Origin of the sequence: Kitasatospora sp. NPDC004614, assembly GCF_042873675.1 — a bacterium.
Classification (GTDB): Bacteria; Actinomycetota; Actinomycetes; order Streptomycetales; family Streptomycetaceae; genus Kitasatospora.
This window is the reverse complement of record NZ_JBIALR010000004.1, coordinates 261032-274077: the sequence shown is the minus strand read 5'-3', so window position 1 is coordinate 274077 and position 13046 is coordinate 261032. Positions and strand designations below refer to the sequence as shown.

General features: G+C 73.1%; 8 protein-coding genes. 2 read left to right on the top strand and 6 right to left on the bottom strand.

From position 1 onward, the window contains the following. Positions 1-152: 152 nt before the first annotated feature. The 5 genes from ACFYST_RS13395 to ACFYST_RS13375 are packed head-to-tail and all read right to left on the bottom strand — an operon-like array spanning position 153 to position 5412. Positions 153-968, bottom strand: a complete 816-nt coding sequence (locus ACFYST_RS13395; RefSeq protein ID WP_387642760.1) for an ABC transporter ATP-binding protein — start codon at positions 966-968, stop codon at positions 153-155. After that, positions 965-1939, bottom strand: a complete 975-nt coding sequence (locus tag ACFYST_RS13390; protein WP_387861809.1) for an ABC transporter ATP-binding protein — start codon at positions 1937-1939, stop codon at positions 965-967. The genes ACFYST_RS13395 and ACFYST_RS13390 overlap by 4 nt, the downstream gene beginning before the upstream one ends. A gap of 1 nt (position 1940) precedes the next feature. Further along, complete coding sequence (locus ACFYST_RS13385; protein ID WP_387642762.1) at positions 1941-2810, bottom strand: ABC transporter permease; 870 nt, start codon at positions 2808-2810, stop codon at positions 1941-1943. Continuing rightward, positions 2807-3754 (bottom strand): ABC transporter permease, encoded by a 948-nt coding sequence (locus ACFYST_RS13380; protein WP_387861940.1) that lies wholly within the window; start codon positions 3752-3754, stop codon positions 2807-2809. Before ACFYST_RS13380 ends, ACFYST_RS13385 begins: the two co-directional genes overlap by 4 nt. Next, positions 3754-5412 (bottom strand): ABC transporter substrate-binding protein, encoded by a 1659-nt coding sequence (locus tag ACFYST_RS13375; RefSeq protein WP_387861807.1) that lies wholly within the window; start codon positions 5410-5412, stop codon positions 3754-3756. The genes ACFYST_RS13380 and ACFYST_RS13375 overlap by 1 nt, the downstream gene beginning before the upstream one ends. A gap of 169 nt (positions 5413-5581) precedes the next feature. Between ACFYST_RS13375 and ACFYST_RS13370 the strand changes: the two genes are divergently transcribed. Then, complete coding sequence (locus ACFYST_RS13370; protein ID WP_387861806.1) at positions 5582-6664, top strand: LacI family DNA-binding transcriptional regulator; 1083 nt, start codon at positions 5582-5584, stop codon at positions 6662-6664. A 71-nt stretch (positions 6665-6735) separates the two neighbouring features. After that, entirely contained in the window at positions 6736-8133 is a 1398-nt protein-coding gene (locus tag ACFYST_RS13365; RefSeq protein ID WP_387861804.1) for an NAD(P)/FAD-dependent oxidoreductase, read from the top strand. Between the two features lie 46 nt (positions 8134-8179). On the opposite strand, the gene ACFYST_RS13360 is transcribed toward ACFYST_RS13365, so the two are convergent. Continuing rightward, positions 8180-12895, bottom strand: coding sequence for a multicopper oxidase domain-containing protein (locus ACFYST_RS13360; protein ID WP_387861802.1), 4716 nt, complete (start codon positions 12893-12895; stop codon positions 8180-8182). Positions 12896-13046 lie beyond the last annotated feature (151 nt).

The following is a 13046-nucleotide window of genomic DNA, read 5'->3' as shown; positions in this document are numbered from 1 at the left end:
GGCCCGGGGCGCGGCCCCCGGGCGTGCACCCTCCGGGGTGGGCCGGAACCAGGATTCGAGCACTGTGAGGCTCCGGATCTTTCCGAAGTCCCGTTCCCCTTCGCGCAGTTCCCCGCGCCCCTGGTTCCGCACCCACTCGCGTCCCTGCTCCGTCAGGCCGGTGCGGACTCTTCGGCGGTGAGCCTGCGGCGGTCCTCGGCGATCCGGTCCGGGTCCCAGCCGCGGTGCGGCACCGAGTCCAGCAGCAGCCTGGTGTACGCGTGCGCAGGGTCCGTCAGCACCTGCCCGGTGGGGCCGGATTCGACCACCCGGCCGTGCCGGAGCACCACGACCCGCTCGGTGAGGTGGCGCACCACCGCCAGGTCGTGGCTGACGAACAGCAGCGCGATGCCGCTCTCGCGGCGGATCCCGGCGAGCAGGTCGAGGATCTGCGCCTGGATCGACACGTCGAGTGCGGCGACCGCCTCGTCCAGCACCAGCACCTTCGGCCGGGCGGCCAGCGCCCGGGCGACGGCGACACGTTGGCGCTGGCCGCCGGACAGGGCGCGGGGCAGCGCGGCGGCCTCGCGGGGGCCGAGCCCGACCTGGTCGAGCAGTTCCGCGACGCGGGTGTCGGACCGCCCGCCGCCGTGCAGGCGCAGCACCTCCCGGACGGCCTCGCCGACCGGGATGCGCGGGTCGAGCGACAGGTACGGGTCCTGGAACACCAGTTGGACGCCGCGGGCGTGCGCCAGCCGGGCGGCCCGGCCGCGCGGGCGGACCAGCCGGTCCGCGCCGTCGAGGTGGACGGTGCCGCCGTCGGGCCGTTCCAGGCCGACCAGCATCCGGGCGGTGGTGCTCTTGCCGCAGCCCGATTCGCCGACCACGCCGAGCGCGCCGCCCGGCTCCAGCGCGAAGGACACTCCGTCGACCGCCCACCGGTCGGCGAAACGTTTGCGCAGCCCGTGCACGACGAGTCCAGTGGTCACGGCAGGATCCCTTCGTCGGCGCGCAGGCAGGCGGCCAGGCCGTCGCCGTACGGGAGCAGCGCGGGTTTCTCGGTGCGGCAGCGGGGTTCGGCCAGCGCGCAGCGGTCGGCGAAGGCACACCCGGTGGGGGCCTCGGCGAGCGACAGCGGCCGGCCGGGGACGGGCCGCGGCGGTGGCGCGCCCGGTTCGATCCGGGGCGTGCAGGCGATCAGCCCGGCGGTGTAGGGGTGCCGCGGGCGGGCGAACAGCTCCTCGGTGCGGCGGGTCTCGACGATCCGTCCGGCGTACATGACGTAGATGCGGTCGCAGACGGCGGCGGCGAGTTCCAGGTCGTGGGTGACGAACAGCATCCCGGTGCCGCGCCGCCGCTGCAGCCTGGTGAGGACGGAGATCACCTCGGCCTGGGTGGTGACGTCCAGCGCGGTGGTGGGCTCGTCGGCGAGCAGCAGTTCGGGCTCTCCGGCGAGCGCGGCGGCGATCACCACGCGTTGCAGCATGCCGCCGGAGAACTCGTGGGGGCGGCGGTGCAGGGCGGCGGCCGGGTCGGGGATGCCGACCGCGGCGAGCAGTTCCTCGGCGCGGGCGCGGGCGGCGCCCGCCGGGGTGCCGGCCGCGCGCAGGCCCTCGGTGAGGAAGCCGCCGATCCGGTGCAGCGGGTTGACGGCGGCGCGCGGGTCCTGGAACACCATGGCGACCCGGCGTCTGCGCACCTCGCGCAGCGCGGCCGCGTCCAGGGTGAGCACGTCGCGTCCGCCGACCAGGACCCGGCCGGTGGCGGTGGCCTTCTCGGGCAGCAGGCCGAGGACGGTGCGGCAGGCGACGGATTTGCCGGAGCCGGATTCGCCGACCAGTCCGACGGTCTCCCCGGCGTCGACGTGCAGGCCGACGCCGTCGAGCAGCGGGCGGGCGGCGCGGCCGCCGGGGAGTGCGACGGTCAGGGCGTCGAACTCCAGCAGGTGCGGGGCTGTCATGTCAGTTCTCCCGTCGGGCGAGCCGGTCGGCGATGCCCTCGCCGACGATCCCGAAGGCGACCACGGCCAGCACCAGGCACCCGGAGGGCGCGAGGGCGGGCATCATGGCGCCCTGCTGGAGGGCGGACTCGCCTTCGTTGATCATCGCGCCCCAGTCGGCGGCGGGCGGTTGGACGCCGAAGCCGAGGAAGGAGAGCGCGGCGAGGTCCATCAGCGCGTAGCCGAAGTTGATCGCGGACTGGGCGAGGACGGTCGGGGCGAGGTTGGGCAGCAGGTGGCGCAGGCAGATGCTCCACCCGGACCAGCCCTGCACCCGGTAGGACTCCAGGTAGGGCCGGGCCTTCTCCTGCTGGGCCAGCCCGCGCACCAGGCGTCCGACGTACGGCGTGTAGGCCACCGCCATGGCGATCACGGGTGCGGTCATGCCCGGTCCGGAGACGGTGACGAACATGACGGCGAGCAGCAGACCGGGGACGGCGAACACCAGGTCGAGCGAGCGCGAGAGCAGCATGTCGGCCCAGCCGCCGCACCAGCCGGCGACCGTACCGAGCAGCGCGCCGGCGGCGGTCGACAGGGCGATCACCAGCAGCGGCCCGAGCAGTCCGGTGCGGGCGCCGTACAGCAGCCGGGACAGCACGTCGCGGCCGGACTGGTCGGTGCCGAGCAGGTGGTCGACGCTGGAGCCGGCCAGCGGGTTACGCAGGTCGACGGCGTTCGGATCGTGCGGAGCGAGCACCGGGGCGAGCAGGGCGACCAGCACCAGCAGGACCAGCAGCGCCGCGGAAGCGGTGAACAGCGGCCCGCCGCCCAGCGAGCGCAGCCGGCGCAGCAGCGGCCGGCGGACCGGTGCGGTCAGTGCGGCGGTGGTCATGCGGCGCCTCCCCGGGCGGTGCGCGGATCGACCAGCGGCCCGAGCAGGTCGACGCCGAGGTTGACCAGTCCGAAGCCGAGCACCGTCAGCAGGGTGACGGCCTGGACCACGGGCAGGTCCTTGGCGGTGACGGACTGCACCAGCAGCGAGCCGACGCCGGTGGTGTTGAAGGCGGTCTCCACGATCGAGGTGGACACCAGCAGCCCGGCCAGCGTGGTGCCGCCGACGGTGACGATCGGGCCGAGCGCGCCGCGCAGCACGTGGCGGCGGATCACCTGCCGCTCCGGCACCCCGCGGGAGCGGGCCACCTCGACGTGGTCGCGGCCGAGTTCGTCCAGCATCGCGGAGCGGGTGACCCGGGCCAGCAGGCCGGCCAGCGTGACGGCGAGCGCGAAGGCGGGCAGGGTCAGGTGGTACAGCCGGTCGCCGAGGCCGCCGCCCTGCGAGCCCGGTCCGGGGAACCAGTGGAGCTGGACGGCGAACAGCGACACCAGGCCGATCGCGCTGACGAACGGCGGGGTGGCGGTGGCGACACCGGTGCCGAGCAGCACCAGCCGGTCGATCGGGCCGGGTCGCAGCGCGGCGAGCGCGCCGACCGACACGCCGCCGACGCACACCAGGACGGCCGCGTAGCCGATCAGCAGCCCGGTACCGGGCAGTCGGGAGGCGATCAACTCGCCGACGTCCTGCCGGAATTGCACGGACCGGCCGAAGTCGCCGTGCAGCGCGCCGCCCAGCCACTTGCCGTACTGCACCAGGAACGGGTCGTCGAGGTGGTACTGGGCGGCGATCGCGGCCCGCGCCTCGGGGGTGGCCGGGTGGCCCTTGAGCAGGAAGGACACCGGGTCCCCGGGGGCGAGGTGCACGGCGCTGAAGACCAGGAAGGAGGTCGCCAGCAGCACCGCGGCCAGCGCGAGGACCCGGCCGAACAGGTAGCGGGCCATCAGCGGGCGGCGCCGATCGTCGCGGCCCACGGGTAGTACAGCTGGGCGATGCCGGCGGGCGCGCCGGTGATCCGGCTGCCGAGGAACACCGAGAACGGGGCCTCGTACAGCGGGATGCTGGGCAGTTCGCGCACCGCGATCTGCTGGAGCCGGGCGGTGAGGTCGGCGCGGGCGGCCGGGTCGGTGGTGCCGACGGCCTGGTCGAACAGGCTGTCGTACTCGGGGTCGGACCAGCCCGCGTAGTTGGCGAAGTCGCCGGTGCGCAGCGACTGGTAGAACTCCAGCGGGTCGGGGGTGTTGTCGTAGCCGTTGGTGACCACCAGGTCGATGCCGGCCCGGGCGCCGGGGTCGGTGAACAGGGCGGTGTAGGCGTCGGGCGCGACCGGCCGCAGTTCGACGTCGAGGCCGATCTCGCGTCCGGCGGCCTGCACGGCGTTGCCGACGACGCTGATCTCCGGGGCCAGCGAGCTGGTCGCCATCACCAGGTGCTTGCCGCCGGCCCCGGCCTCCGCGATCAGCTGCTTGGCCTTGGCCACGTCCTGGACGGGGTCGGGCAGCTGGGAGAAGTACCCGGCGGTGCGCTCCGGGGCGAGCCCCCAGGCGTCGCGCGCCGCGGGCGCCTTGGCGGGGACGCCGACGCCGCCCGCCGCGGACTTGATCAGGCCGGGCCGGTCGATGGCCAGCGACAGCGCCTGCCGGACCTTCAGGTCCCGCAGGGTGCCCTGCAGGTCGAGCACCGCGAGGTCGGCGGCGGCGGTGTTCGGGCCGAAGTACACCTTGCCCTTGCCGGTGCCGCCCAGTTGGGCCAGGGAGGCGGAGGGCACCATGTAGCCGCCGTCCACGGCGCCGGACAGCCAGCCGTTGGCGCGGGCCGCCGAATCACCGATGAACACGAACTTGACCTTGTCGGCCTTCGGCGTGAGCGCGGTGTCCCAGTAGTCGGGGTTCTTGCGCAGCGTGATGCTGTCGCCCTGGGTCCAGCGGTCGATCGCGTAGGGGCCGGTGCAGTCGACGCCGCCGGACGGGCTGCCGTAGTCCTTGCCGGCCTTCTCCAGGTACGCGGCGCTCTCCACGGTGCCGGGCGAGGCCGCGAGCAGTTCGTTGAGCAGCGCGTCCGGCTTGCTGAGGGTGATGGTCACCTGCATCGGCCCGGTCTTGCTGACGGCGACCACGTTCTTGAACGCGGTGCCCCAGGCGGAGCCGGTGGCGGGCAGCAGGTGCCGGGTGAGCGAGGCCACCACGTCGTCGGCGGTCATCGTCGAGCCGTCGTGGAACTTCACGCCCTCGCGCAGGGTGTAGACCCAGGTCCGCGGGTCGGGGTTGGTGAAGCCGGTGGCCAGCCCGGGTTCGATCTTCATGTCCGGGGTGACCCGCAGCAGTTGCTCGCAGACGTTGGCGAGCACGGTGTTCGGCGGGTAGTCGTAGGCGAGCGCGTAGTCGAGGCTCTGCGGCTCCGCGTACAGCGACCAGGTGAACGAGGCGACGGCGCCTTTGCCCGGTGGGGTGAGCGCCGTGGTGGCGAAGCCCGTCCCGTCGGCGGAGGCGGGCGGACCCGGTTTGACGGTGGCGCCCGAACAGGCCGTCAGCAGCAGCGCGCCGGCGGCGAGCAGGGCGATGGTTCCGGAGGCGGATCTGGGGGAGCGCGGCAGAAGGCGCACGGAAGAACCCACCCCTTTCCGAGTCGTGGGGGCTGTGGGTGCTGTGGAGTATTGATGCGGGAACGTTCCCGCACAAGGAGTTTCGGGAGTGCGGTTTCGTCACGGCGCGGAAGGCCCGCCGCTGCCCGAGGGGGTGACGGACCGTCACCGGTGCTGGCAGCATCGGCCCATGAGCGCCGCGCGGCCCGCCGAGGGCCCCCTTCCCCGTGTCCGGCTGGTCGACGTGGCCCGCGAGTCCGGCCTGTCCAAGACCACCGTCTCCGCCGCACTGAACGGCACCGGCCGGATGTCCGAGGAGGTGCGCCGCCGGGCCCGCGAGACGGCCCGCCGGCTGGGCTACCGGCCCAACGCCACCGCCCGGCTGCTGCGCGCCGGGCACGCCCGGCTGATCGGCTACGCGGTCGGCGAGTTCGCGGGCGAGCCCGGCACGTACCTGACCTCCCCGTACTTCGCCCGGCTGACCAGCGCCACCACCGCGGCCGCCCTGGAGCACGGCTACGCGCTCGTCCTGCTGCCCTCCCGGTGCGGCCCCGAGGAGTGGGCGGACCTGCCGCTGGACGCCGCCATCGTCGCCGACCCGGTCGACCGCGACCCGCTGGTCGAGGACTTCCTCGCGGCCCGGATCCCGCTGTTCACCGACCGCTCCGTGGAGGGCCGCCCCGGCGCGCACTGGGTGGACGTGGACACCGAGGGGGCCGTGCGCGAGGTCCTCGACCACCTGTACGCGCAGGGTGCCCGGCGAATCGCGCTGGTCCTCCCCGGCACCGTCATCCGTTTCCACCGGGCGGCCGCCGACACCCACCGCCGCTGGTGCGACGAGCGCGGACTGACGGCCCGCCAGGCCCGCACCGACGGGGCCGGCGACGGCCCGGCGATCACCGCCGTCGAGGCCGTGCTGTCCGGGCCCGAGCCGCCGGACGCGCTGTTCGTGCTGGCCGAGGCCGGCCCGCCGCTGGTGCTGGAGGCGGTGCGCCGCGCGGGCCTCGCCGTGCCCGAGCAGCTGCTGCTGGTGTGCGCCAGCGAGGAGTCCTCCGCCGAGCACACCCGGCCGGCCGTCAGCACGCTCAGCCTGCAGCCCGCCGCGGTCGCCGAGAAGGGCATCGAGCTGCTGATCGCCGCCCTGGAGAGCGGCAGCCGCGAGAGCACCGGCGCCCTGGTGCCCACGCGGCTGGAGATCCGCGCCTCCTCGCTGCGACACTCCCGGGGCCCTTACGACAACACGGTTGACCTTGGTGGGCCGGGAACGGTCTGATGACGGCATCCGGGCCCCACACCCCCGCTCCGGGGCCCGGCGTCCCCCTGCACCGCCGAAGGAGCGCCGCCATGGCCGACCCCGTCCACGCCCTCCGGGACGCCCAGCCCGTACCGTTCTGGCTGGACTCCCCCGACCGGCCCGCGGCCGAACCCGCCCTGGTCGGCCAGACCCGCTGCGACCTGCTGGTGGTCGGCGGCGGCTACAGCGGACTGTGGACCGCGCTGATCGCCAAGGAGCGCGACCCGTCGCTGGACGTGCTGCTGATCGAGGGCCGCGAAGCCGGCTGGGCCGCCTCCGGCCGCAACGGCGGCTTCTGCGAGGCCAGCCTCACCCACGGCCTGGCCAACGGCCACCAGCGCTGGCCCGGCGAACTCGCCGTCCTGGAACGCCTCGGGCAGAGCAACCTCGACGCCATGCAGGAGACCGTCCGCCGCCACGGCATCGACTGCGACTGGCAGCGCAGCGGCTCCCTCAGCGTCGCCACCGAGCCCCACCAGGTGGACGAGCTGCGGGAGTTCGCCGAGCTCGCGGCCCGCTACGGCAGCCACCTCGACGTCCTCGACCGGGACGCCGTGCGCGCCGAGATCGACTCCCCCACCTTCCTCGGCGGCCTCTGGGACCGCGACGGCGTCGCCATGCTCGACCCGGCCCGCCTCGCCTGGGGCCTCAAGCGCGCCTGCCTCGACCTCGGCGTCCGCATCCACGAGCACACGCCCGCCACCGCCCTCGCCGACACCCCCGGCGGCCTGGCCGTCCGCACCCCCTACGGCCGGATCACCGCCCGCCGCGCCGCGCTCGCCACCAACGCCTTCCCGTCGCTGCTGCGCCGCCACCGGCCGTACACCGTCCCGGTCTACGACTACGCGCTGATGACCGAACCGCTGACGGACGCCCAACTCGCCTCCGTCGGCTGGCAGAACCGGCAGGGCTGGTCCGACAGCGCCAACCACTTCCACTACGTGCGACTGTCCGCCGACAACCGGATCCTGTTCGGCGGCTACGACGTCGTCCACCAGTACCGCGGCCGGGTCAGCGCCGAGCGCGACCAGCGGCCGGAGACCTTCGCGACCCTGGCCCGGCACTTCTTCCGGACCTTCCCGCAGTTGGCGGGCCTGCGCTTCACCCACGCCTGGGGCGGCGCGATCGACACCTGCACCCGGTTCTCGGCCTTCTTCGACCTGTCCCACCGCGGGAAGGTCGCCTACGCCGCCGGGTTCACCGGTCTCGGCGTCGGCGCCACCCGGTTCGGCGCCGAAGTGATGCTCGACCTGCTCGCCGGGGAACGCACCGAGCGCACCGCGCTGGAGATGGTCCGCCGCAAGCCGCTGCCGTTCCCGCCGGAGCCGGTCCGCTCGGTCGGCATCGGCATCACCCAGTGGGCCCTCACCCGGGCCGACGCCAACGCCGGGCACCGCAATCTGTGGCTGCGCACCCTCGACCGTTTCGGCCTGGGCTTCGACAGCTGAACGCTCCGGGAGGGCGGCGCAAGGGCCGCCCTCCCGGAGCGGGGCGTCAGCCGGGGATCCGCCGGATCCCGTTGCCCGCCGCCGAAACCTGCAGCGGGTCGGAGACGGACTTGACGGTCATGCTCGGGAACTGTCCGCCGTAGCCGACGGCGTTGAGCGCGACCACCCGGTAGCTGTACGAGTTCGTCGCCGCGGACGTCATGTCGACGAAGGTACGGCTCTGGTGGATGTTGGGCTGGTCGAGCGGCGAGGCGATCGTCCCGACGTCGGTCCAGTTCGTGCCGTCGGTGGAGCGCTGGACGGTGAACGAGGTCTCGGTGATCGAGTTGTCCTGCCACTGGAGCTGGACCTTGGCGTTGCTGCCCTGGCCGACCACGGCGGCGCTCAGTCCGTCGGGTTTGGCCGGGGGCAGGGCGAGCGATTCGGGCCGCATCATGTCCATCTCCTCGTGGCTGAGGATGTGGCAGTGGATGACGTACTCCCAGCCGAAGTTGACCAGTTGGTTGGTGATGGCGTTGGTCGGGTTGCCCTGCGGGTCGGTGTTGTTGAACATCGAGGTGTCACCGGCGGGCATCGCCGGGTCCAGCAGCCGTACCGAGTTGGGTACTTCGAAGGGCACGGTGGGCACCACGGGTCGCAGCGCGACGATGGTGTCCTCCAGTGGGCTCATCCGTACGGTGTCCTTCCAGCCGAGTTCGTTGGCGTCCGGCCGGATGATGATGTTGTCCCAGGTCACCCGGTTGAGCACTTGGACGTCGTAGAGGTGGAAGTGGATCGGATGGGTGTCGACGCCGTTGTGAGTGAACCGCCAGATCTGGGTGCCGTCGGCGGCGTTTCCGATCGGGGTGACCTTGACGTCTCCTCTTGGTAGCGAGGTGCCGTCGATCAATTCGGTCTGTGGGTTGACGTAGGGGTACAGGGTGGCGTTCTGGGCTCCCGGGGTGGGTGGTTGGGCTTCGACGCCGAGGGTGGCCTGCATGCGGCCGTAGGCGTCGAAGGTGGTGGAGTTCATCTCGTCGTGGATGGCCTTGGGTTGGAGTGGCAGGGTGGTTTTCGACGTCGGCGCTTTGAGCGTGTTGAAGTTGAACGCCGTGGTGTCGTTGACCCGGACCAGTCCGTCGCAGTTGTTCTGCGTCGAGTTCGCGGTGTTGCAGTTGCTGCCGGCGGAGAAGCTGGTGCCGTAGGCCGAGTTGTAGGCCACCTGGCCGACGATCACCGGGTGCTGGCCGGATTCGAAGACGCCGGAGCCGTCCGCGTGGTGGCGGAAGGCGGCCTGGAGCTTCGACAGGTTGAACGCGGGGGCGGGGGCGGTGTTGGCGACGGTCACCTGCATGACGGTGCGGGTGTTGGGGCCGTAGCCGGGCATGATCTTCGGGGCGCCGGCCGGGGCGAGGTCGGGGGCGCCGGTGTAGTAGTCGTAGGAGGCGACCCGGGCGGGGTAGGCGGCGGGCGCGTCGTTGTAGAGGATCAGGGTCTTGCCCGCGAACTTCGCGAAGTCGACCAGCACGTCGGCCCGTTCGGCGGGGGCGAGGGTCAGGGAGTGCTTGTCCACGTTGCCCACATCGAAGCGGGTGGGGTCGGTGATCCAGGTGGTCGGCTGCTGTCCGTCGATGACGGCGGGGGCGGGCAGGAAGCCGCCCTCGCTGGCGATCTGGATCCAGCTCGGCCCGGCGGCCGCGTTGTGCGCGTCCTTCGGGGTGGGCGACACGTTGGGGTCGGTCTGGGCGGCCTTCAACTCGTCGGGGTTGAGGGCGACTTCGGTGGTGCCGTCACCCTGGTTCGGGTCTGCGGTGTACCACTGGAAGTTGAAGAACCGGTCGTTGGCGGCGTTGAGCATCCGCAGCCGGTAGGTCTTCGGCTGGACGGTCAGCTTCGGGTAGGCGACGCCGTTGACGATGGGGGTGTCGTTGAACTGCTCCATGCCCATGGAGATGTTCGGGGTGCCGGGGATCTGTTCCGGCTCGCAGTAGGGCGCGGCCTGGTACTGCCAGGTGGTCGGGTCGTCCAGCTTGCAGTGCGGGTCGTGGTACGGGTTGGGAATCGGCCCGTACGTGGTGTTGCCGGCCGGCGGCCAGAACCACGGCCCGTACATCCAGCGCCCGTAGGAGCTCATGCCGCTGGAGTCGCCGGGGTTCTGCGCGGGCATGTAGACGTGGTGGTACCAGAAGCTGCCCTTTCCGCCCCAGCGTTTGGCGTCCCAGGTCGGGTCCTGGCCGTAGGTGACCCGGTCGCCGCCCGCGTCGAACTGGTCCTTGAGCTGGGTGTCGTCGGGCACGAAGGTGCGGTCCTGGACCAGCAGCGGAATGGTTGACGCGGCGTCGGGGATGGTGCCGCTGCTGATCAGCGCCTTCTCGGTGTCGTCGGTGATGGTGTAGCCGGCCGCTTCGCCCGCGTACACGTTCAGGCGGGTGATGCCGTAGGAGTGGTCGTGGTAGAACATCAGCCGCGCGCTCTGCTGGTTCGTGTAGTAGAACGTCGAGCAGCCGTCGTCGGCGGCGGCGCACAGGGTCGCGCCGGAGCCGTCCACCATGTCGGGCACGTTCTGCACGCCGACGCCCTGCGGCCAGTCGGTGTGCTCACCCGCGGGGGTGATCCACTGGTGCGGGGTGCCGTCGCTGATCCACGGGGTGATGCCGCCGTGCAGGTGCAGGTTGGCCCGGTTGTCCGTGTAGCAGCCGGACTTGGCGTTGGTGCAGGGCGGGTTGCGCACCTCGTCGGTGACGGTGGAGCTGTTGCCGGGGGCGGGCATCGTCATCGGGCCCATGCCGGCGCCCATTCCGGTGCTGTCGGACGGCAGGAACAGGTCTCCGGCGGCGCCGGTGGGCAGCAGGTTGCGGAACACCACCCGCACCGGCCGGTCCTTGGTGGCGGCGATCAGCGGGCCCATCCACTGCGGTGCGGCGACGCCGGTGTACGGCAGTTGCTGCCGGGTGCCGTCCATCAGCTCGTTGTACAGCGGGACCTTGCGGCCGGGCACCGCGTCGGTGGAGAGCTGGACGTAGCCGCGCACCAGGGTGGGCGGCAGGTCGGAGGAGAACCGGGTGCGGTACTGCACCAGGGCGATGACGTACTGGTCGGCCTGCTTGCCGCCGGTGGTGACGGTCTCCGGCACCGCCTCGGGGATGAACTTGGCCGCCGGGTCGGTGCTCGGGTCGGTCAGCTGCTGCACGTCCGGGCAGCCGGTGCCGTTCGCACCCGGGTTGCAGGTGACGGGCAGCTTGTCCTGGAACTTCTTGATGCCGGGCGTCAGGTAGCCGGCGCCGGGGCTGGTGACGCTGATCGAGCTGATCGCGCCGAGGTTGGTCACGGCGCTCGCCGTGGCCCCCGAACCGCCGTGGCCGGTGGGGTCGGTGACGGCGACGTCGGGCGTCGAGGCGTAGCCGGAGCCGGGCGTGTCGACGGTGAGGGCCAGCAGCTTCAGTCCGCTGCTCGCGGCGGCCGGGGTGGCGCCGGCGATCGGATCGGCGAGGGTGCCGTTGCGGATGGTGACGCCGGGCGCGGCGGTGTAGCCGCTGCCGGGGTCGTCGACGATCACCTTGGCGACGCCGCCGCTCGCGGTCAGGTCGGCCGGGTCGACGTGGCCCTTGGCCACCGTGCCGTCCGGCTGGGCGGGCAGGTCGAAGTCGACGGTCGGCATGGTGTAGCCCGCGCCGCTGTCGGTGACGTTCACGGCCGCCACGCCGCCGGACGCGGTGGCCGCGGCGCCGCTCCCGCCGCCGCCGGTGACGGCGACCTCGAAGCCGCCGTAGCCGCTGCCGCCCGCGCCGACCTTGTAGTCGACCACGCTGCGGGTCTGCTGGATGGCGGCGGTGGCGGTGGCGGCCGTGGTGCCGCCCTCGACGGTGACGGTGGTCGCGCCCTCGGCGTAGCCGTGGCCGGGCGTGGTCACCTCGATGCTCGCGATGCCACCGGTGCGCGGGTCGACGGTGGCGGTGGCCTCCGCGCCGCCGCCGCCGGCCAGCGCGACCTGCGCGCCGAAGGAGTACGTCCGGTCCTGCGTGGCGTAGCGCTCCCAGCCGGGCGCGCCGACGGTGAGGGTGGCGTCCTTGGCGGGGGCGACTCCGGTCGCCGGGCTGGTGCTGTTGTCCGCGCCGGCCGGGTACACCAGGGTGTCGGCCGGGTGCTCGACGCCGGTGTCGACGGGGACGCCCTCGCCGTAGAAGGCGATCAGGTCGCCGGCCTGGACAGGCGTGTCCGGCATGTCGTACGTGGTGATCTCGCCGCCTGCGGTGCCCGCCGCGGGCACCGTGCGCAGTCCGCTGTCGGCGACCACCGTGTACGTGTCGGCGGTGCCGGTCGGGCGCAGCACGTAGCCGTGGAACAGGCCGCCCTCGGAGCTGCTGGGGCTGTTGCCCGGGGTGGTCTGGTTCCAGCTGCGGAAGTTCTTGAGGGTGCCGGCGGGCAGCGGGGTGCTCGTCAGGATGACGAACACCGGCCCGAGTTGGCCCTTCGGGGTGGCGTAGTCGGTGGCGTAGGCCCGGGCGGTCAGCGGGTTGCCCACGGCCACGGTGGTGACGTTGCTGCTGATGTGGACCTTGGCCCGGGACGTCGTGAGCGGGCTGTTCGCCCAGTTCGGCCAGGGGCCGAAGTAGTGCGGGACCTTGCTCTGGTCGGTCGGCCCGGACGGGCCGGCGGCGGCCGCCTGCTGGGTCTGGGCCGGGGGCAGTCCGAGCAGGGCCGCGACCACGGCCCAGACGCCGGCCATCGCGACGAGGTGCCGCCGCTTGCGGCCTGGCGGCCTCGTTGTCTGGCGCGTGAACACGCCGTTTCTCCTTCCGTCGGCACCCGGCCGCCGTCGCGCGGGTCCGTCCCTTCCGGCTCGGCGGGAGCGGCGGGTGCCACGGGGGTGTGCGGGCCGCGTCGCCGGCCGGCGACTAGGGGCTGTCTTCAAACCCGCGGCACAGCCCCGCGGC

Excerpts from the sequence above, each read along its gene's own strand:
- ACFYST_RS13390 (WP_387861809.1), bottom strand. The coding sequence starts at position 1,939 with ATGACAGCCCCGCACCTGCTGGAGTTCGACGCCCTGACCGTCGCACTC.
- ACFYST_RS13385 (WP_387642762.1), bottom strand. The coding sequence starts at position 2,810 with ATGACCACCGCCGCACTGACCGCACCGGTCCGCCGGCCGCTGCTGCGC.
- ACFYST_RS13380 (WP_387861940.1), bottom strand. The coding sequence starts at position 3,754 with ATGGCCCGCTACCTGTTCGGCCGGGTCCTCGCGCTGGCCGCGGTGCTG.
- ACFYST_RS13370 (WP_387861806.1), top strand. The coding sequence starts at position 5,582 with ATGAGCGCCGCGCGGCCCGCCGAGGGCCCCCTTCCCCGTGTCCGGCTG.
- ACFYST_RS13365 (WP_387861804.1), top strand. The coding sequence starts at position 6,736 with ATGGCCGACCCCGTCCACGCCCTCCGGGACGCCCAGCCCGTACCGTTC.